This is a genomic window from Actinophytocola sp. (assembly GCF_009379765.1).
Classification (GTDB): domain Bacteria; phylum Actinomycetota; class Actinomycetes; order Mycobacteriales; family Pseudonocardiaceae; genus Actinophytocola.
The window spans coordinates 1-19,101 of the sequence record NZ_WHTD01000110.1 but is presented as its reverse complement, the minus strand read 5'-3'; the positions used below and the strand labels follow the sequence as shown (position 1 = coordinate 19,101).

15 protein-coding genes and 2 pseudogenes are annotated in these 19,101 nt (G+C 71.9%); 6 read left to right on the top strand and 11 right to left on the bottom strand.

Annotated features, from left to right (window positions below):
* The first annotated feature begins 52 nt into the window (after positions 1–52).
* From secA2 to GEV28_RS28310, 5 genes and pseudogenes are all read left to right on the top strand, one after another.
* The gene (gene secA2 / locus GEV28_RS28330) at positions 53–2,380 is read left to right on the top strand and encodes an accessory Sec system translocase SecA2 (RefSeq protein ID WP_291415431.1); all 2,328 of its coding nucleotides are present in this window, start codon (positions 53–55) and stop codon (positions 2,378–2,380) included.
* A 152-nt stretch (positions 2,381–2,532) separates the two neighbouring features.
* Positions 2,533–4,239, top strand: coding sequence for an NAD+ synthase (locus GEV28_RS28325; protein WP_291415423.1), 1,707 nt, complete (start codon positions 2,533–2,535; stop codon positions 4,237–4,239).
* Positions 4,240–4,475: 236 nt separating this feature from the next.
* Positions 4,476–5,360, top strand: coding sequence for a 3-methyl-2-oxobutanoate hydroxymethyltransferase (gene panB / locus GEV28_RS28320; protein WP_291415421.1), 885 nt, complete (start codon positions 4,476–4,478; stop codon positions 5,358–5,360).
* Between the two features lie 118 nt (positions 5,361–5,478).
* A complete protein-coding gene (locus tag GEV28_RS28315; RefSeq protein ID WP_291415420.1) occupies positions 5,479–6,105 on the top strand; it encodes a dihydrofolate reductase family protein in 627 nt (208 codons plus the stop codon).
* Positions 6,106–6,164: 59 nt separating this feature from the next.
* Positions 6,165–6,563: pseudogene (locus GEV28_RS28310) on the top strand (SRPBCC family protein); the annotation flags it as partial.
* Between the two features lie 60 nt (positions 6,564–6,623).
* Here GEV28_RS28310 and GEV28_RS28305 read toward each other — a convergent pair.
* Positions 6,624–7,550: pseudogene (locus tag GEV28_RS28305) on the bottom strand (glutathione S-transferase family protein); the annotation flags it as partial.
* Positions 7,551–7,584: 34 nt separating this feature from the next.
* On the opposite strand from GEV28_RS28305, the gene pip reads away from it, so the two are divergent.
* Positions 7,585–8,532 (top strand): prolyl aminopeptidase, encoded by a 948-nt coding sequence (gene pip, locus GEV28_RS28300; RefSeq protein ID WP_291415418.1) that lies wholly within the window; start codon positions 7,585–7,587, stop codon positions 8,530–8,532.
* Between the two features lie 59 nt (positions 8,533–8,591).
* On the opposite strand, the gene GEV28_RS28295 is transcribed toward pip, so the two are convergent.
* The 10 genes from GEV28_RS28295 to GEV28_RS28250 all read right to left on the bottom strand — a co-directional run.
* Positions 8,592–9,350 carry a helical backbone metal receptor gene (locus GEV28_RS28295; RefSeq protein WP_291415416.1) on the bottom strand — a complete coding sequence of 253 codons (759 nt, stop codon included), beginning with the start codon at positions 9,348–9,350 and terminating at the stop codon, positions 8,592–8,594.
* Positions 9,351–9,354: 4 nt separating this feature from the next.
* Positions 9,355–9,762, bottom strand: coding sequence for a DUF4326 domain-containing protein (locus GEV28_RS28290; protein ID WP_291415415.1), 408 nt, complete (start codon positions 9,760–9,762; stop codon positions 9,355–9,357).
* Positions 9,762–10,430 (bottom strand): NADPH-dependent F420 reductase, encoded by a 669-nt coding sequence (gene npdG, locus GEV28_RS28285; RefSeq protein WP_291415413.1) that lies wholly within the window; start codon positions 10,428–10,430, stop codon positions 9,762–9,764. The genes GEV28_RS28290 and npdG overlap by 1 nt, the downstream gene beginning before the upstream one ends.
* A 10-nt stretch (positions 10,431–10,440) precedes the next feature.
* On the bottom strand, positions 10,441–11,841 hold the full coding sequence (locus GEV28_RS28280) for an RNB domain-containing ribonuclease (RefSeq protein ID WP_291415412.1): 1,401 nt from the start codon (positions 11,839–11,841) through the stop codon (positions 10,441–10,443).
* Positions 11,842–11,888: 47 nt separating this feature from the next.
* A complete protein-coding gene (locus GEV28_RS28275) occupies positions 11,889–12,083 on the bottom strand; it encodes a hypothetical protein (RefSeq protein WP_291415411.1) in 195 nt (64 codons plus the stop codon).
* 45 nt (positions 12,084–12,128) lie between these two features.
* Complete coding sequence (locus tag GEV28_RS28270) at positions 12,129–12,593, bottom strand: hypothetical protein (RefSeq protein ID WP_291415410.1); 465 nt, start codon at positions 12,591–12,593, stop codon at positions 12,129–12,131.
* Positions 12,594–12,610: 17 nt separating this feature from the next.
* Positions 12,611–13,618, bottom strand: coding sequence for a C40 family peptidase (locus tag GEV28_RS28265; protein ID WP_291415409.1), 1,008 nt, complete (start codon positions 13,616–13,618; stop codon positions 12,611–12,613).
* Between the two features lie 3 nt (positions 13,619–13,621).
* Positions 13,622–14,254 carry a hypothetical protein gene (locus tag GEV28_RS28260; protein WP_291415408.1) on the bottom strand — a complete coding sequence of 211 codons (633 nt, stop codon included), beginning with the start codon at positions 14,252–14,254 and terminating at the stop codon, positions 13,622–13,624.
* A gap of 1 nt (position 14,255) precedes the next feature.
* Positions 14,256–16,172, bottom strand: coding sequence for a magnesium transporter (locus GEV28_RS28255; RefSeq protein ID WP_291415407.1), 1,917 nt, complete (start codon positions 16,170–16,172; stop codon positions 14,256–14,258).
* A gap of 157 nt (positions 16,173–16,329) precedes the next feature.
* Positions 16,330–19,101: ATP-binding protein (locus GEV28_RS28250; protein WP_291415406.1), on the bottom strand; the 2,772-nt coding region annotated here is incomplete at its 5' end.

Here is a 19,101-nt window from a genome sequence, read left to right as displayed (position 1 = left end):
GTGCAGGGCAGACACTGAGAAGCGAGGAGGTGAGCGTCGGGTGGCGGCGTTCATGCGGCGCGTCAAGGACCGGTTCAGCCGGTTCCTGGATCGTCCGGCCACCGTCGACGTCTCCCGCTACCAGGAGCTGCTGAAATCGATCGAGTGGCGCGAGGCGAAGCTCGAGAAGCTCTCGGACACCGAGCTCACCGAGGTGGCCACGAAGCTGCGGGACGAGGACTCCTTCGGCGAGAAGGAGCTCTCCGAGCTGTGCGCGCTCGGCCGCGAGTCGGCGCGGCGGGCGCTCGACGAGCGGCCCTACGACGTGCAGCTGCTCGGCGCGATGGAGCTGCTGGCCGGACACGTCGTGCAGATGGCCACCGGTGAGGGCAAGACGCTCGCCGGCGCACTGGCCGCGGCCGGGTACGCGATCCAGGGTCGACCGGTGCACGTCATGTCGGTCAACGACTACCTGGCCCGGCGTGACGCGGAGTGGATGGGCCCGGTCTACGAGCTGCTCGGGGTGTCGGTCGGCTGGGTCTCGCAGACCTCGACGCAGGAGGAGCGGCGCGCGGCCTACGCGGCCGACGTCACCTACGGCTCGGTCAGCGAGATCGGCTTCGACCTGCTGCGCGACCGGCTGTGCACCGACGTCGAGGACATGGTCGGGCGCGAGCCGGACGTGGTGCTGGTGGACGAGGCCGACTCGGTGCTCATCGACGAGGCGAAGGTGCCGCTGGTGCTCGCCGGCTCGTCGGACGACGCGCAGAGCGACCCGGAGGTCGCCAAGATCGTCCGCGCGCTGCGGCCGGGCGCACACTACGAGCGCGACGAGGACGGCCGCAACGCCTGGCTCACCGGGCGCGGCGCCAAGGTCGTGGAGAAGGCGCTCGGCGGCGTCGACCTGTACTCCGGCGAGCACGGCGACCGGCTGGCCGCGGTGAACGCCGCGCTGCACGCGCACGCGTTGCTGGAGCGCGATGTCGACTACATCGTGCGGGACGGCAAGGTCCACCTGATCAACAGCTCGCGCGGCCGGATCGCGCTGCGGCAGCGCTGGCCCGACGGGCTGCAGGCGGCGGTCGAGGCCAAGGAGCGGCTTCGGCCCACCGAGAGCGGCGAGGTGCTCGACTCGATCAGCGTGCAGGGTCTGATCAGCCGGTACGAGACGGTGTGCGGGATGACCGGCACCGCGTCGGCGGTCGCCGATCAGCTGCGCGAGTTCTACGAGCTGCGGGTGGCGGTGATCCCGCCGAACAAGCCGTGCGTCCGCGAGGACGGGCCGGACCGGCTGTACGACTCGGTCGACAACAAGGAGAAGGCGATCGTCGCCGAGATCGCCGACACGCACGCCACCGGGCGGCCGATCCTCATCGGCACGCGTGACGTGGCCGAGTCGGAGCGGCTGGCGAAGACGCTCGCCGAGGCCGACATCCAGTGCGTCGTGCTGAACGCGAAGAACGACGCGCAGGAGGCCGCGATCGTCGCCGAGGCCGGCGCGCACGGCGCGGTCACGGTGTCGACGCAGATGGCCGGGCGCGGCACGGACATCCGGCTGGGTGGCACGTCGTCGTCGGAGGACCACGACAAGGTCGCGGACCTCGGCGGGCTGCTGGTGATCGGCACCGGGCGCTACCAGTCCTCGCGGCTCGACGACCAGCTGCGCGGCCGGTCCGGCCGCCAAGGTGACCCCGGCGGCTCGGTGATGTTCGCCTCGCTCGCCGACGACCAGGTCATCCAGTACGCGCCGGACGCCACCGCGGGCGCCGAGCCCGACGACGAGGGCCGGCTGACCGACCCGACGACGCAGCGGTTCATCGACCACGCGCAGAAGGTGTCCGAGGGGGTGCAGCTGGAGATCCACCGCAACACGTGGCGGTACACCCGGCTGATAGAGCATCAGCGGAAGGTGCTGCTCGAGCACCGGCACGAGCTGCTGACCACCGATCTCGCGGCCACCGAGCTGGCCGCGTTGTGCCCGGAGCGGTGGGAGCCACTCGCTGAGTCCCTGGACGACGACGCCATGGAACGGGCCGCACGGCAGATCATGCTGTACCACGTGGACGAGCGGTGGACCGAGCACCTGGCGTTCCTCGCCGACGTGCGGGAGACCATCCACCTGCGCGCACTCGCGAAGGAGACCCCGATCGACGAGTTCCACCGAACCGCGATCCCGGTCTTCAAGAAGATCGCCGACGAGATAGGCGAGAAGGCCGCCAAGACGTTCAAGACGGTAGAGATCACCGCCGCCGGGGCCGACTTCGAGTCCGAGGGCCTGCGCCGCCCGTCCGCGACGTGGACGTACATGGTCCACGACAACCCGTTCGACACGGACGCGGAGCAGGCGCTGCAGCGAGTGCGGGCCATGGTCAAGAAGGTGAAGGGCGGCGCCCGCCGCTGAGCACGCTCACCTCTGCTCCCGGTTGCTCCTCGCGTCCGTTCGGGGGACGCGGCCACTCGCGCCGCTCGGGAAGGCGTACGCCGGTAACGTGGGACGGGTCGCCTTCGCCACCTTTTCGCCTTGGAGGCGAAAACATGTGCGAGGATGGCGGCATGGCTCAACTACGCATCGCGCTGGCCCAGGTCAACGCCACTGTCGGCGACCTCGACGGCAACGCTGCGCTGATCGCCGACCGGACCCGGCAGGCCCACGAGGCCGGCGCGCACCTGGTCGTCTTCCCGGAGATGGCCCTCACCGGCTACCCGGTCGAGGACCTGGCGCTGCGTGGGTCGTTCGCCGAGGCGTCCAAGCAGGCACTGGCGACGCTGGCCGTCCAGCTGGACGAGGCGGGTTGCGCGGAGATCGCGAGCTACGTCAGCTACCTCGACCGCGACGACGTCGGCCCGCGGGACGCCGTCGCGGTGTTGTTCGGCGGCAAGGTCGTGGCCACGCAGTTCAAGCACCACCTGCCCAACTACGGCGTCTTCGACGAGCGCCGCTACTTCAAGCCCGGCCGGACGCTGGACATCCTGCGCATCCACGGGCTCGAGGTCGGCATGGTCGTCTGCGAGGACATCTGGCAGGAGGGCGGCCCGATCTCCGCGCTCGGCGAGGCCGGCGTCGACCTGGTCGTCGCGCCCAACGCGTCGCCCTACGAGCGGGACAAGAACGACGCGCGGCTGCCGCTCGTCGCCCGGCGGGCCGCGGAGGCCGGGGCCCCGCTGGCCTACGTGAACCTGGTCGGCGGCCAGGACGACCTCGTCTTCGACGGCGACTCGATGGCCGTCGGCGCCGACGGTGCGCTGCTGACCCGCGCGCCGCAGTTCGTCGAGCACCTCACCGTGCTGGACCTGGACCTGCCGGGTGGTGCCGCGCGGGTGGACGGGCCGGTCGGCGAGTTCACGGTGACCCGGCGGGTGCTGCATGCCGACCCGCTGCCCGGGTACCCGGCGCTGTCGCCGCCCGCGCCGGCCGAGCCGTTGCCCGAGCTCGCCGAGATGTGGGCCGCGCTGGTGCTCGGCCTGGGTGACTACGTGCGCAAGAACGGCTTCCGGTCGGTGGTGCTCGGGCTTTCCGGCGGGATCGACTCTGCGGTGTGTGCCGCGCTGGCCGTGGACGCACTCGGGGCGGACGGGGTGTACGGCGTGTCGATGCCATCGGTGTACTCCTCGGCGCACTCGAAGTCGGACGCTGAGGACCTTGCGGACCGGACCGGGCTGCACTACCAGGTGCAGCCGATCGCGGACATGGTGGCGACCTTCACCAAACAGCTCGGGCTCACCGACCTCGCCGAGGAGAACGTGCAGGCCCGGTGCCGCGGCGTGACGCTGATGGGGCTGTCGAACCAGCACGGCCACCTGGTGCTGGCCACCGGCAACAAGTCCGAGCTGGCGGTCGGCTACTCGACCATCTACGGCGACGCGGTGGGCGGCTTCGCGCCGATCAAGGACGTGCCCAAGACGCTGGTGTGGGAGCTGGCCCGGTGGCGCAACTCGGCGGGCCCGGACCGGCCGATCCCGGAGAGCTCGATCACCAAGCCGCCGTCGGCGGAGCTGCGGCCGGGCCAGGTCGACTCCGACTCGCTGCCGGACTACCCGCTGCTGGACCGGGTGCTGGACGACTACGTCGAGGGCGACCGGGGCTACGCGGACCTGCTGGCGGCGGGGTTCGCGCCGGAGCTGGTGGACCGGGTCCTGCGCATGGTCGACGCCGCGGAGTACAAGCGGCGCCAGTACCCGCCGGGCACGAAGATCACCTTCAAGGCCTTCGGCCGCGACCGCCGCCTCCCGATCACCAACGCCTGGCGCGAGGGCAAGTAACCGGTCCCAGAATGTTGGACTCGCAGGTCCCGAGCGTTGGACTCGCGGGTCCCGAGTGTTGGACTCGCGGAGCTGGAATGGTGGACTCGCGGGGGTGGGGAATGGCTCGGGCGGGCGTGTGAAGCTCGTCGCAGCGCACTGTGCGGCGGCCGAGTTGGTGCGACGCTGGGTTGGTAAGCCATCCACAAATACCCGGGGACCCGCGATCGCGGGCTTCGAGGGAAGGACGGTCGACAATGACGTCAGCAGCTACCCCTGCCGCCGGCCAGAACGCCGAGGTTGCGGCCCCTTACGGCACCGGCCCGAGCGCGGCGCCGAAGCCGGCGAAGCGGGTGCGCATCCATCACCTGCGGGAGCTCAAGGAGCGCGGCGAGCCGTGGCCCATGCTCACCGCGTACGACATGTACACCGCCGAGCTGTTCGACGAGGCCGGCATCCCGGTCCTGCTCGTCGGCGACTCCGCGTCCAACAACGTGTACGGCTACGAGTCCTCGCTGCCGGTCACCCTGGACGAGATGGTGCCGCTGGTCCGCGCCGTCACCCGATCGGTGAAACGTGCGCTCGTGGTGGCCGACCTGCCGTTCGGCTCCTACCAGCTCTCGCCGGAGCAGGCGCTGGCCACGTCCGTCCGGATGATGAAGGAGGGCCGCGCGCACGCGGTGAAGCTCGAGGGCGGGCGGGCCTTCGCGCCGCACGTCAAGGCGATCACCACCGCGGGCGTGCCGGTGATGGGGCACATCGGGTTCACCCCGCAGAGCGAGCACAACCTGGGTGGCTACCGCGTCCAGGGCCGCGGCGACGCAGGTGACGACCTCGTCGAGGACGCTCGCGCGCTGCAGGAGGCCGGCGCGTTCTCGGTCGTCATGGAGATGGTGCCGGCCGAGGCGGCCAAGCGGGTCACCCACGAGCTGCGGATCCCGACGATCGGCATCGGCGCGGGCCCGGACTGCGACGCGCAGGTGCTGGTCTGGCAGGACATGATGGGCCTGCGCCGCGGCAAGGCACCGCGGTTCGTGAAGCGCTACGCCGACCTGGCGGGCGTGATGGCCGGCGCGGTGGAGCAGTTCGCGGCCGAGGTCCGCGGGCGCCAGTTCCCCGCCCCGGAGCACGTCTTCCACTGAGCTCGTGCCGTCGCGGCCGCCCGGCCTCCGGGCGGCCGCGACTTTGTCTCCGTTTGTCGATCGGGGGGCGGGCCGTCCGACGCGTGGTCAGGAAACCCGATTCGAAGGAGACAGCAACATGAGCAAGATCGTGGTCGACACCTTCCTGACGGTCGACGGCGTCCTGCAGGCGCCCGGCGCACCGGACGAGGACCGCGAGGGCGGCTTCACCCACGGCGGCTGGCAGGCCCCGCTCTTCGACGAGGCGGCCGGCGAGTTCGTCGGCGAGGGGTTCGCGCGGATCGAGGGGCTGCTGCTCGGCCGCAAGACCTACGAGATCTTCGCCGCGTACTGGCCCCGGATCGCCGACGACCACCCCGACGCGGCCGCGGGCCAGGCGCTCAACGCGCTGCCGAAGTACGTGGCCTCGCGCACGCTGACCGGGGTGGAGTGGCAGAACTCCACCCTGCTCGGGGACGACGTGACCGCCGCGGTCGCGAAGCTGCGCGAGCAGCAGGGCGGGGAGATCCACGTGATGGGCAGCGGCGACCTGGTCCAGACGCTGATCCGGCACGACCTGGTCGACGAGTACCGGCTGATGATCTTCCCGGTGGTGCTGGGCACGGGCAAGAAGCTGTTCGCCGAGGGTGCCGTGCCCACGGCGCTCGAGCTGGTCGAGTCCCGCACGACGCCGGGTGGCGTGGTGATCTGCGTGTACCGGCGGGCCGGCGAGGTCACCTACGGGAGCTTCGGGCCTGCTGAGTGAGGCTGGCGCGCCGCTGGGGCCGCCTTGACGGCCCCGGCGGCGGTTGGTGGAGTCGAGGGATGACGCCCCCGATCGCGACCGGTCAGGTGACCATCGACGCTCCCCCGGCGGAGGTCTACCGGCTCGTCAGCGACCCGACGGTCATGGTCACCTTCGCCGAAGAAGTCGTCAAGGTCCGCTGGCGGGGCCGCGTGAGCTCGACGGCCGTCGGCGCGCGGTTCAGCGGCGCCAACCGCAACGGCTGGCGCCGCTGGGTCACGATCTGCACGATCACCGATGCGGTTCCGGGCCGCCGGTTCGCCTACGAGGTCGAGACGCCGTTCAAGGTGCCGATCTCGCGGTGGGAGTACGACCTCGTGCCGGACGGCGCCGGCTGCCGGGTGACCGAGAGCAGCTGGCTGCGGGTGCCGCGCTGGTTCGTGCCGATGGCCATCATGATCACCGGCGAGCCGGACCGGGCCGGGACGAACAACGCCAACATCGCGACGACCCTGGCGCGGCTCAAGGCGCACATCGAGTCGGCCGTGCGGCTCCTGCCAGGCGGACAGGTCCGGGCCGCGCGGGACGATGCGCGTCGGGTTGATGGCCTCGTGGCTGACGTAGTAGTGCCGCTTGATGTGGTCGAAGTCCACCGTGTCGCCGAAGCCAGGCGTCTGGAACAGGTCCCGCGCGTAGGCCCACAGCACCGGCAGCTCGGTGAGCTTGTTCCGGTTGCACTTGAAGTGGCCGTGGTAGACCGCGTCGAACCGGACCAGCGTGGTGAACAGGCGGACGTCGGCCTCGGTGATCGCGTCGCCGACGAGGTACCTGCGGTCGGCCAACCGGGCGGAGAGGCGGTCCAGCTCGGCGAACAACGCGTCGAACGCGTCGTCGTAGGCCTCCTGGCTGGAGGCGAACCCGCACCGGTACACGCCGTTGTTGACATTGCGGAAGATCGGCTCGATGACCTCGTCGATCTCCGCGCGCAACGGCTCCGGGTACAGCTCGGGCGCCGCCTCGTGGAACGCGCGCCACTCGGTGGACAGGTCCAGCGTGATCCTCGGGTAGTCGTTGGTGACCACCCGCCCGGACTCGACGTCCACAATGGACGGCACGGTGAACCGGCCGGTGAACGACGGGTCGGTGGCGAGGTAGGCCTCGGACAGGTGCTCGATGCCGAGCACCGGGTCCCGGCCGCCGTCGTCGAGGGTGAACCGCCAGCCCTTCTCGTCGCGGATCGGGTCGACGACGGCCAGTGAGATCGCGTCCTCGAGGCCGAGGAGCCTGCGCACGATGATCGCGCGGTGCGCCCACGGGCACGCGAGGCTCACCACCAGCCGGTACCGGCCCGGCTCCGCCTTCCAGCCCGACGACCCGTCCGCGGTGATCCGGTCCGTGAACCGGTTCGCCTGCCGCACGAACTCGCCCCGCTTCGAGGTCTCCTTGCCGAACTGCACGGTCGCCATGCCACGAGCGTAGGCCGGACGAAAGACTGTGCGCATGCGCTTCCTCTACCCACACCTCGAGCCGGACGAGCACGGGATGCTCGACGTGGGCGACGGGCACGAGATCTACTGGGAGGTCAGCGGGAACCCCGCCGGCAAGCCGGTGGTGTTCCTGCATGGCGGACCCGGCAGCGGCACCATGCCCCTGCACCGGCGGATGTTCGACCCGGCCGGATACCGGATCGTGCTGTTCGACCAGCGCGGATGCGGCCGCAGCACGCCGTCGGTGCGGGCACCCGACGCGGACCTGTCGGCCAACACGACCTGGCGTCTGGTGGCCGACATGGAGGCGCTGCGGTCGTCGTTGGGGATCGACCGGTGGCAGCTGTTCGGCGGCTCGTGGGGCGCGACGCTCGCCATGGCCTACGGGCAGACCCACCCGGACCGGGTGAGCGAGATCATCCTGCGCGGGGTGTTCCTGCTGCGGCAGCGCGAGCTCGACTGGATGTACCGCGGCGGCGCCGGCAGCCTGTTCCCCGAGGCGTGGGCGGCCTTCGCGTCGCTGGTGCCGGACGAGGACCCGTTGGCGGGCTACCACCGGCTGGTCAACGACGCGGATCCCGAGGTGCGGGCGCGGGCCGCGGAGGCGTGGAGCAACTGGGAGGGAGCGGCGGTGTCGCTCCTGCCGAACCCGGCGCTGACCGCCACGTACGCGGACCCGGCGTTCGCGGTGCCGTTCGCGCGGATCGCGCTGCACTACTTCGTTCACGGCGGCTGGCTCGAGGAGAACCAGCTGGTGCGCGACGCCGGCAAGCTCGCCGGCATCCCGGGCCGGATCGTGCAGGGCCGCTACGACGCGGTGTGCCCGCCGGTCACCGCGTGGGAGCTGCACCGCGGGTGGCCGGACTCCCGGCTGCTGCTGCTTCCCCAGGCCGGGCACGCGGTCACCGACCGGGGCGTGCTCGACGCGCTGCTGGAGGCGACCGACGAGTTCCGGCCGTGACCGGCCGCCCGTCACGGCCGGTCTGCCTCGACCGAAGTCGACGAAGCGGAAATATTGATCTAGTCCAGCGACAGCGCGGTGCGGAGCGCGTCGTGCGCCTCGACCAGCGACGGGCCGCACCAGGTGAGGTAGCGGCCGACGACCAGTGCGTACCGGGTGTCGGGGAAGGCTTCCGGGCCGTCGGCGGCGGTGAACTCGTAGGGCTCGTCGGGGAGGACGACCAGGTCCTTCGGCTTCGCGCGCAGCTCGTCCAGGGTGGGGCGCGGGTAGCGGTCGGGGTGGTCGGCGTAGGCGTTGGCCACGCCGAGGCGGGCGAGCACGTCGCCGGCGAAGGTGTCCCGGCCGACGACGACCCAGGGCCGGCGCCAGACCGGGATGATCGCGGTGGCCCTGGGTGCCGGAACCTCGCGCCAGCGCTCCTCGGCGTCGACGAGCCAGCCGGGCTCGTCGATGTCCAGGCCCTGGGTGAGCAGGCGGCGGACCGAGCCGAGACCCTCGGGGACGGTGGCCGCGGCGGCGGTCACCCACACCGGGATGCCGTCGGCGCGGATGCGCTCGACGTCCTCGGGTCGGTTCTCCTCGGCGTTGGCGACGACGAGGTCCGGGCGGAGGGCGAGGACGTCGTCGACGCGGGGGTACTTGGAGCCGCCGACCCTGCGCGCGTCGAGTGCGGCGGGGTGGGTGCAGTAGTCGGTGGCGCCCGTGACGAGGCCGGGGCGGCTGGTCTCGATGGCGTCGGTGAGCGACGGGACGAGGCTGACCACGGTGCGCGGCGGGCCGGCGAGCGGGACGGGCTCGCCGAGGTCGTCGACGATCATGGCGTCACCCGGTCGTCCTCAGGTCGCGGGTCAGCTCGGCCAGGATGTCGGCGTGGCAGGGTTCCGGCGCGCACCAGCAGCCCAAGGCCCGGCCGGTCAGCTCACCCGCACGCAGCCGCCGCAGCAGACCGGAACGGCTCGGGAGCCACTCGCGGTAGCGGCGGACCATCTCCTCCCGGTTGCCGCGCAGGCCGACGAACGGGTTGCCCCAGTCGGAGCCGGGCCACGTGTGGCGCCTGCCGGCGCGGCCGACGTAGCTGAGCAGGCCCGCCTCGACGAGCCACGGCACGAGCTTGCGGTGCGGCCCGCCCTTGCGGACGTTGACCACGGTCGTCGCACCGCCGAGCACCTCGTCGGCGAGCTCGCGTTCCGCCTCGCTCCAGGTGTGCGCACCCGGCGGCAGCGCGTCCATCACACGTCAGTGACGCGGATCCCGGCGTGCGCCTTGTACCGCCGGTTGATCGCGATCAGGTTCGCGGTGAACGCCTCGACCTGGTGGGCGTTGCGGAGCCGGCCGCCGTAGACACCCCGCATCCCGGGGATCACGTCGGCGAGGGCGCGCACCTGGTCGGTGGCGTCGCGGTCGTCGCCCAGCACCAACACGTCCGTGGCCATCTCGTCGATCGACAGGTCGACGAGATGCACCGCCGACACGTGGTGGAAGGCGGCCGTCACCCGGGACTCGGGCAGCAGCTTCTCGGCCTGCTGCGCGGCACTCCCCTCCTCGACGGGCAGCGCGAACGGACCTTGCTTGTCGAAGCCGAGCGGGTTGACGCAGTCGATGACGATCTTGCCGATGAGCTGGTCACGCAGCGACTCGAGCAGGTCGCCGTGGCCCTCCCAGGGCACCGCGACCAGCACGATGTCGGCGGCCTCCGCACAGCCCGCGTTGTCGAGCCCGCGCACCCGGTCGACGCCGGCCTCCTCGCGCAGCGACGCGGCCGCGGCCTCGGCCCGCTCGACGCTGCGGGAGCCGATGACGACGTCGATGCCGGCCCGCGCCCAGCGAAGGGCGAGCCCCTCGCCCTGCGGACCGGTGCCACCGAGCACCCCGACCGTCGAACCCGTCACGTCGGTCAACACAGCCTCCTCATGCGCGCTCGAAGGACACCTTGCGTGCCTCCGCGTCCGCCAGTACCAGACGCACGCGGACCGTCTCGCCTTCCGGAAGGTCCTCACCAGCGCACTTGGCGATCACCGGCGGGTCGGTGAGGAACACCTCGGCCGAGCCGCCCTCCGCGCGCAGCACGATCGCGTCGAACTCCTGGCCGACCCGGCTGCCCAGCACCCACGCCTCGACCTGGTCGAGGCAGGCCTTGTCGACCTTGTTGGCGAGCGTGTCGGAGCCTTCCATCAGCGTGGGCAGCTCCGGCAGCGCGGCGCGGACCCACTCCGGCACGGGCTCGCCCGCGCACAGCGCGAGGCAGATCTCGGTGCCGAACCGGTCGACGAGCCTGCGCAGCGGCGCGGTGACGTGCGCGTAGGAGGTGGCGAGCCCGGCGTGCGTCGCGAGCTCGGGCGGGGTGCCGTCGAACACCGTGTACGCGGCGCCGCGCAGGAGCCGGGTGGCGTCCATGAACAGGGCGAGCGCCTCGGGCTGGTCGGGGTCGAGCCCGGCCAGCAGCTCGGCGGCGTCCACGCCCTTCGGCCAGGCGATGCCGAGCGAGCGGGCCGAGCGGCGCAGCCAGCGGAGGGCACCGTTCTGCGCGGCGGGGAGGGTCCGCAGCACGCCGATGCCGGCGTCGAGCATGAGCTTGGCCGCGGCCATGCCGGTGAGCAGCGAGATCTCCGCGTTCCAGGCGTCGACCTCGGTACGCGGGCGCAGCGTCAGCTGCCAACCGCCGCTGTTCGGCTCGACCTCCTGGTCGGGCAGCTGCAGCTCGACCGCGCCGCGCTCGATGGCGAGCTCGCGGCGCAGCCGGCCGATGGCGGGCAGCTCGGCGAGCGAGGCGTGCGGGGTGCCGGAGTCGACGGCGACCTGCACGGTGTCGTAGTCGAACCGGGCGACCGAGCGGACGAGCGCACGCCGGACGTTGGCGTCGGTGAGCTCGCCGGAGTCGTCGCAGTCGAGGGTCCACAGCGCGGCCGGGCAGACCTGGTCGGGCAGCAGGCTCGCGGCGCCCTCGGACAGGACGGTCGGGTGCAGCGGGACCTTGCCGTCGGGCAGGTAGAGCGTCTGGCCGCGGCGGCGGACCTCGGTGTCGAGCGCCCCGCCGGGCGTGACGAACGCGCCGAGGTCGGCGATGGCGTAGTGCACCCGGAACCCGCTGCCCCGGCGCTCGACATACATCGCCTGGTCGAGGTCCTTGGCGCCCGGCGGGTCGATGGTGACGAGCGGGAGGTCGGTGGCGTCGTGCCGGTCCGTCGTCGGGCCGCCCGACACCGCGCTCTCGGCCTCGGCGAGCACCGGGCCGGGGAACTGCGCGGGCAGGTCGAACTCGACGCGGATGCGCGAGAAGTCCACCCCGGTGCCTTCGGCCCTGACCACCATGGTCCCGCACCTTAGCCGGGCGGTCCGGTGATCAGGGAACGAGCATCTCAGTCGTCGCCCCAGTCGCGTTCGGCCTTGTCCCAGGCGGCCGTGCGCTCGCGGGCGATCTCCAGCGCGCGGGACGCGGTCTCCCGGTCGGGGTAGGGCCCCAGCCGGTCCGCCGCCCGGCACACGTCGCCGTGCTCGACGGTGCTGTGCTTGGTGCAGTAGAACCAACCGGGATCAGGTTTGCTGTCGGCCATGCGTCCGTTCTAATGCGATCAGGGCCGGCCGGCAACAGTGCGGCGCTACTTCCAGGCCTGCTGGGCCGGGAAGCCGCGCGGTGGGGTGTCCTGGTTGGCGTTGCGGAACTGGCCCGGGATCGGGTCGAGGCAGGACACCAGGACCTCGGTCTCCTCCGGGTTGTCGATCCTGCGACCGCTGCGCTCGCGGTACACCAGCTCGCCGTCGACGTCGATCTCCACCAGGTAGCCGACCTCGGCGAGCTGCTCCTCGTCCAGGTTCACCAGGCGCTCCCGACGCGAGGGCACGACCCGGTACTCCGGCCAGTTGAGGTGGCCGTAGGCCTGGTGGAACTCCGCCAGGATCTGCGCCATCGCCTGCTGCCAGGGCAGCGGCATCGACTCGACAAGCGACCTCGGCAGGACGACGTAGCCCTCCGGCACGCCCGGATGCGGGGCGTTGAGGTAGTCGTGCACCGGGCTCGACGCGGGACGCCGGGGTTGGATCGGGTCGGCCGGATACATGGTCATCGTGACCCCCAAGATCGCTAGACGCCCGGCCGTACGGCCTGGGCCACCAACTCTGCTTCTCCCCAGCGGACCGGCCGGATGTGCACGGGCACGCCGGTCTGCTGGGCCTCCACGATCTTGCCGTCCCCGAGATACATGGCAACGTGGTGGATGGTGGCCGGATTGCTCGGGTCGTAGGCCCAGAACAGCAGGTCACCGGGCTGTGCCTGCTCCACGGGGAGCATCGCGCCGGCCTGGAACTGCTGGCGGGAAACCCTCGGAAGGGTGACGCCCGCCGACCGGTAGGCCTGCAGCATCAGGCTGGAGCAGTCGAAGGAGTTCTGGTGCGTGGTCAGCGCACCCCACTGGTACGGCTTGCCCTGCTGGGCCAGCGCGAACTTGATCGCCTCGCCCGCCGACTTCGTGGGCGCCGCCAGCAGCACGCCGGTGCCCTGACCGCAGCCGGTCGGGTCGGCGACCAGGCCGACGTTGCCGATGAGGTGCGCGGCCATCGGTTCCCACTTGTGGTACCGGTCGGGGAACGCGGACCGCTCGACGTCCTGTGCGGACTCGCCGGGGCGCCGCTGCTCCCAGTTCGGCACGGCCTCGAGGACGTCGTAGAACTTGTTGATCGCGTAGTCGGGGTCGGTGACCTGGGCGGGCGTGCCCCAGCCCATCGACGGGCGCATCTGGAAGATGCCGAGCGAGTCGCGGTCGCCGTGGTCGAGGCTGCGCAGGCCCGACTCGGTCATGCCGGCCTGGATGGCAACCTGCCAGGCCCGCGGCGGGAGCTCCCGCTTCTTGCCGATGGAGATGATCATCGCGACGGTGCCGCGCTGCTCCTCGGAGAGCTTGGCCGCGTCGGCGGCGCCGCTGCCGGCCGGGCCACTGGTGATCGGGCCGAGGCTCGCGTTGCACGAGATGGTCATGCGGCGGGCCTGGTCGGCCTCCTGGTCCTCGCGGACCACGGTGGTCACCGCGCTGATCCCGACCACCGCCACGGTCGCCACCGCCACCAGCCCACCGACCACCAGCGCAGACCTCATGACTCAGCCCACCTGCTCGTAGAAGGCCACCCGCCAGCCTTGCGGGGTGTCGATCACGGTGATGGCGATGTCGCCGCCGTCGGTGGGCAGCTCGACCGTGACGGAGCTGGTGAAGGACTCGGTGGCCTTGGGCCGCCCGGTGACCTTGGTGGCCGGGACGTTCGCCGGGTCCACGGTCGCCATCTCGACCAGGTACTCCTCGGTGGTGTACGGGCGCAGGCCGTCGAGCCACTTCTCGGTGGTGATGTCGTCGGGGTGGTCCACCCACGCCTTGCCCCAGGACTCGGCGACGTCCAGCGCCTCGCCGGCGGGCTCGGCGGAGGTCGGCCGCTGCGGCGGCGACGTGATGCGGGTGGGCAGGTTGGTGGTGCCACTGCCCTCGGTGTCGCCGGGCTCCTGGTCCTCGGTGGTGGTGGCGCCTTCGGTCGTCGTCGGGTCGCCGCTGCTGGTCGAGGCGGCCGCGCCACCGGGGCGTCCGTCATCGGAGCCGCTGAGCTGGGGAATGAGGATGCCGATCGTGAGGATCAGCGCGGCCACCACGACGAGGATGACGACGAAGTGGGTGGGCGAGCGCATCGGCCAGCCCCAGACCTTGCGGTACACCGCGGCGCGGCCGCGGTTGGTGCGGATCGGCATGTCATCTCACCACCGCGTCGGTCTCCCGCGGCCCGTCCCGCATGGGCATGCGGCGGGGCGCCGGTTCGCGCACTTCCAGCCCGCGGGACGGCCGGTACACGACGTGCACCGGGCGGCCGGCGACCATCTCGACGTCGGCGGGGCGCGGCGTGGGCCGCGGAGGCGGCGGCGGGTTGTCGTACCGCCCCTCCCCGCGCCGCCCGCTCACCCTGGACGGGACGACGACGGCGTCCTCACCCCAGTCCGCGTTGCGGTCCCAGCCGCGGTCGGTGACCGGCGCGGTGTCGACGACCCGGCTCGCACTCGACTGCCTCGGCAGGGCCGCCGGTCCGGAGCGGCCGGCCGGGCCGGTGGGGATGAGCGCCGGGCCGGTGTCGGCCCCTTCGACGGTGAGCCGGCTGCCCGGAAGTGACCGCCGGTTGTCGAGCCGCTCGGCGGTGGCGGTGACCGGCCCGGTGGCCTCGGGCCGCGGCCGCCGCATCCGACCCGAGGTGGTGGCCACGGTGTCGCCCGCGAGCTCGTCGTCGCGCAGCTGGTCCCAGAACTCGTCCTGCGGACCACGCGTGTCGGGGGCGCCCTTGCGCCGCCGGAACCTGGAGAAGATCCCACCCGCGCCCGCGTTGGGCATCGAGGCGCCGACCGCGTTGACCGACAGCTCCACCATCTGCCACATGCGCTTCATGGGACGACCGACGAGCAGGAACACCAGCGTGACGATGCCGGCCAGGAGCATCTGGGTGAGCATCGAGAGGTTGACGTCCGGGCCGAAGATCATCTGCAGGAAGCGGAAGTGGATGCCCGCGAGCGCGGCCAGGATCAGCACGTTCAGCACCACGGCGCCGAGCGCGCGGCCGACCTTGCGCAGGATGTCGTGGTGGATCAGCGCCACCAGGCCGATGATCGGCGCGGCGAGCGTGAAGATCCGCAGCAGCAGCTGGGCGAGCAGCACCGCGAGCTTGGCGAGGAACTGGAACAACGAGTACACGACCGACTGGAAGAACGCGAGGAACCCGGAGCCGGTGCGGCTGCCCTCGGTGCCGGTGAAGTAGCCCTGCGCGGCACCCAGGTCGTTGTAGATCTTCTGGTACTCCGCCCGCTTGGCCGCTTCCTGCTCGTCACTGGCGTCCGCGCCGGAGACCAGGTCGTCGCGGGTCCAGGCCTGCGCGTCGAGCAGCGGCCGGCCGTACTCGAGAGCCTTGGGGTCGTCGGGCTTGCCGAACTCGCCGCGCAGCCAGTTCTCGTAGACCACCCGGGTGTGCAGCTCGTTGGGCAGCACGTGCTGCTGCACGTCGTCCCGGTCGGGGTCCTCGAACCCGTTCTGGATGCCGGTGGTGGTCTCCACGATCAGGTTGTCGATCGAGTCGTAGTTGTTGACCAGCACCAGGGTCGACGCGGCGAGCCACATGCCGCCGAGCGCCCACAGCGTCCGTTTGCTGACCGAGGCGAGGTCGCCGCGCCAGATCTGGCGGAACATCGCGACCGCCAGAATGATCATGAACAGGCTGAACAGCTGCGCGAAGACGTTGTCGAACACCGCGTTGGCCGCGTCCCGGATCTGGTCGTTCAGCCCACCCAGCACGCCGCCCTCGTAGAGCGTGTAGTGCAGGGAGTTGGTGGCCGCGACCAGGTTCTTGCCGACATTGAACAGCTCGTTGCCGGCCCACGTGTCGATCGTGGTGCTCGGGTTGGTGATCGACAGCGGCTGGTTGCAGTCCGGGTCGTAGACGTGCCAGATCATGCCCGCGTAGCCGTAGTCGCGGTACGGGCTGTTGGGGAACTTCGCGTCGGTGTAGGGCACCCCGCTGTCGGGGCCGCCACGCAGGCCGTTGCCCTGCGGCGGGTCGATGGCGCCTGCCATGCCGGCACCGGGGCGCTCGGGGAAGGGGGCGCAGCTGGTGTCGTCGGTCGGCTGGGCCATGGCGGGCGTGCCGATGAGGTCTGCATGCCGAGGATCGCGGACACCACGAGCAGGGCGGCGCCTCTGCCGGAGCGGGTCCGGGGCCGGGTGGCGGAATGTTTGCGCCGCCGCCGCACCGTGATCGTCAGTGCGGCGGCTACCACCACCAGGAGGGTGATCATGCCGCGTCCACTCGTCCCCGTTTACCCGCCTTGGCCTTTCCGCCGTCCGGGCTCGTGCCGCCGCCCGAGCCGTTGCCTCGCTGGTCGACCGGGCGGCCGTTGGCTGACTGACCGCCGGGCTGACCGCCGGGCGGGCCGTTGGCCGGCTGCTGGTCCGGCTCCAGGTGGTCGGCCGGCACGTCCTCGTCGGTGAGGCCCACCTCGAAGTCCGCGGCGATGTCGAACTCGTCGTGCTCGCCGTACTCGGACTCGTCGTCGACGCTGCCGTCGACCGGTGGCTCGAGGTCGTCGTCCTCCTCCGGCATGGCCGGGGCGTGCTGCTCGGAGGGGATGACCGCGCCCGGCGTGCTGTCGCGCAGCGCGTCCGGCGTCGTGTCCATGGCGTTGCGCACGTGGTCGAGGTGCGGGCCGGACAGGTCGATCCGGATCCGCTCCACGCCGCCCGCGCCGTCGCCGAAGATGAACTGGCGCGGCGAGGTGTCCCGCTCGGTGTCCCGGTGCGCGCCCGGCCGCCTGCCGAGGCTCGCGATGACCTGCTCGTAGCCCGCGCCCACCGGCACCTTCAGCAGCCGCAGCGCGTCGGCCTGCGCGGACTCGTCGTCCAGGCGCCCCACGAACACCGAGTCGAGCAGCGTGACGAAGCCCTGGATGCGCAGGAAGTCCGCCGGGATCTGCGAGGACAGCATGACCCGGACGTTCCACTTGCGGGAGTCGCGGGCGAACCGGTTCATCAGCACCCGGCCGGTCGGCACCTCGGACAGGAAGAACGCCTCGTCGATCCAGACGCCCTTGCGCAGATCCTTCGGCCGCTCGTAGATGGATCGCTGGGTCAGCCACGCGGCGAGGTTGAGCATCTCCACGCCCAGCGACTCGGCGTCGGTCCAGTGCTCGCGGCCGACCCCGTCCTTGGGCAGGGTCAGACCGGCCATCGTGAGCACGGTGAGCCGGTCGTCGCGCTGGTCGGTGTAGGGGTCGGCGTCCTCCTCCGGGATGAGCAGCTGCATCCGCTCGCGCATCTCGTCGAGGAAGTCGGCGACCACGACCGCGTGCTCGTGGTGCTCGCTGGCGTCGCGGCGCAGCGCGTCGAACACCACGCTCGGGTCGGCGTCCTGCCGCCCGCCGACCATCCGCACCGCGCGCAGCAGCACGATCCGGGTCTGCGGCATGCGGGCGATGTCGTAGGGCAGCAGGCCGGTCAGCACGTCGAGGACCAGCCGGCGGCGGGTGGCCGCGGCGAGTGCCTTCTCCCGGCGCCACGCGCGCTCCGGGTCGTCCTCGTCGGTGAAGTGCTCGAACTGCGGCTCGGCCACCACCCGGTACGGGTTGAGGATGCCGGGCTGGGCGTTGAGCAGGTTGATCGGCCGCGCGTAGGGGCGCAGCTCCGGCAGGTCGCACAGCTTCGACAGCGGCCCGGACGGGTCGAGCAAGGTCCAGTACGCACCCGCGCGCAGCGTCTTGTAGACCACGCCGCCGCCGAGGAAGGACTTGCCGCCACCGAGGCCGGCCACCATCGCGGTGAGGCCGGAGCCGTCGCGGATCTCCTGGGCCATCCACGGGTCCCAGGCGACCGGGCGCCGGGTGGCGGTGCAGGTCTCGCCGAGCAGGATGCCGCGCCGGTCGCCGACCTCCGCGGTGGCGGTCGGCACCGAGGCCGCCGCCCACACCACCGACCCGCGGCGCATGTACGCGCCGGACGCCAGCGGCTCGCCCGGGATGAACTCGCGGGCCAGCGCGTACTGCGCCTCCGGGTGCTCGATCGCGACCTTCGGCTTGTACAGCTCCAGCAGCTGCTGGGCCATCCGCAGCGCGTCCCGCTCGGTCGGGCCGGACACCGCCAGGCGCCACCACGAGCGCACCCGGGTGGCCAGGGCGGTGAAGCCCGAGGTCATCTCGTCGTCGATCTCCAGCACCCGCGAGGCCTGCCTGGCCAGCGACTGCGGCGGCTCCAGCTCGTGCTCGTCGGTGTAGTGCCGGACCTGCGAGCGGACCTTGTTCATCTGCCGGCCCAGCTCGCCGGAGACCTCCTCCGGGCGGCGCACATAGATCCGCGCGGACCACTCCACCGACGCGGCGAGGCGGTCCGAGTGCTGCACCCACGGGTCGTCGATCTCGGGGATCTGCAGGCCGTGCATCTGCCCGACGGTGAGCACCGCGACGTGCCGGGTCATGCCGGCGTTCGAGCCGGTGCGGCCGCGCACGGTGACCGTGGGCGAGTACGGCTCCTGGTGGAAGTCGGCGGCGTCGGTGAACGACGCGAGGTCCTCGGGCTCCCACGCGGCCCCCGGCACGGCCGGCAGGTTGCGCGGCGCGGGCAGGCCCAGCGAGCAGGACCGGTGCATCAGCCAGGACATCTCCTCGGCCGTGACCGGCCGGCCCTCGAGCCCCGCGGAGCCGATGACCTGGTCGAGGTGCTCGACCTCGGAGTCCAGCGCGAGCAGCTCGGCGTCCACCGCGGTCGGGAAGATCCGGCGCAGCAGCGGCGCGGCACGCTCGACGGCCCGGTCGACCATGTTGCGGGTCTGCACCTGGACGCCGAGGTAGACCTCCTTCTCCGCCATCGACCGGCCCAGCAGCTGCTGCTGCTCGCCGATCAGGTAGTCGTCGAAGGACAGGGCGCCTTGCGCGTCCGGCAGCCGGTTGACCGCGTTGTGCACGTGCGCCTCGGCCCACATGCGGATCGGGTACGGCCGGGTGGTGACCCGCAGGTGCAGCCAGCGGCCGGCGAGCTCGGCGTACTGGCCGGCGATCGCGGCGATCAGGTCCTGGCG

Bases quoted from the DNA above. Each gene is read 5' to 3' on its own strand.
- secA2 (WP_291415431.1), top strand. From the start codon at position 53: ATGCGGCGCGTCAAGGACCGGTTCAGCCGGTTCCTGGATCGTCCGGCC.
- GEV28_RS28325 (WP_291415423.1), top strand. From the start codon at position 2,533: ATGGCTCAACTACGCATCGCGCTGGCCCAGGTCAACGCCACTGTCGGC.
- panB (WP_291415421.1), top strand. From the start codon at position 4,476: ATGACGTCAGCAGCTACCCCTGCCGCCGGCCAGAACGCCGAGGTTGCG.
- GEV28_RS28315 (WP_291415420.1), top strand. From the start codon at position 5,479: ATGAGCAAGATCGTGGTCGACACCTTCCTGACGGTCGACGGCGTCCTG.
- pip (WP_291415418.1), top strand. From the start codon at position 7,585: ATGCGCTTCCTCTACCCACACCTCGAGCCGGACGAGCACGGGATGCTC.
- GEV28_RS28295 (WP_291415416.1), bottom strand. From the start codon at position 9,350: ATGATCGTCGACGACCTCGGCGAGCCCGTCCCGCTCGCCGGCCCGCCG.
- GEV28_RS28290 (WP_291415415.1), bottom strand. From the start codon at position 9,762: ATGGACGCGCTGCCGCCGGGTGCGCACACCTGGAGCGAGGCGGAACGC.
- GEV28_RS28280 (WP_291415412.1), bottom strand. From the start codon at position 11,841: ATGGTGGTCAGGGCCGAAGGCACCGGGGTGGACTTCTCGCGCATCCGC.
- GEV28_RS28275 (WP_291415411.1), bottom strand. From the start codon at position 12,083: ATGGCCGACAGCAAACCTGATCCCGGTTGGTTCTACTGCACCAAGCAC.
- GEV28_RS28270 (WP_291415410.1), bottom strand. From the start codon at position 12,593: ATGACCATGTATCCGGCCGACCCGATCCAACCCCGGCGTCCCGCGTCG.
- GEV28_RS28265 (WP_291415409.1), bottom strand. From the start codon at position 13,618: ATGAGGTCTGCGCTGGTGGTCGGTGGGCTGGTGGCGGTGGCGACCGTG.
- GEV28_RS28260 (WP_291415408.1), bottom strand. From the start codon at position 14,254: ATGCCGATCCGCACCAACCGCGGCCGCGCCGCGGTGTACCGCAAGGTC.
- GEV28_RS28255 (WP_291415407.1), bottom strand. From the start codon at position 16,172: ATGGCCCAGCCGACCGACGACACCAGCTGCGCCCCCTTCCCCGAGCGC.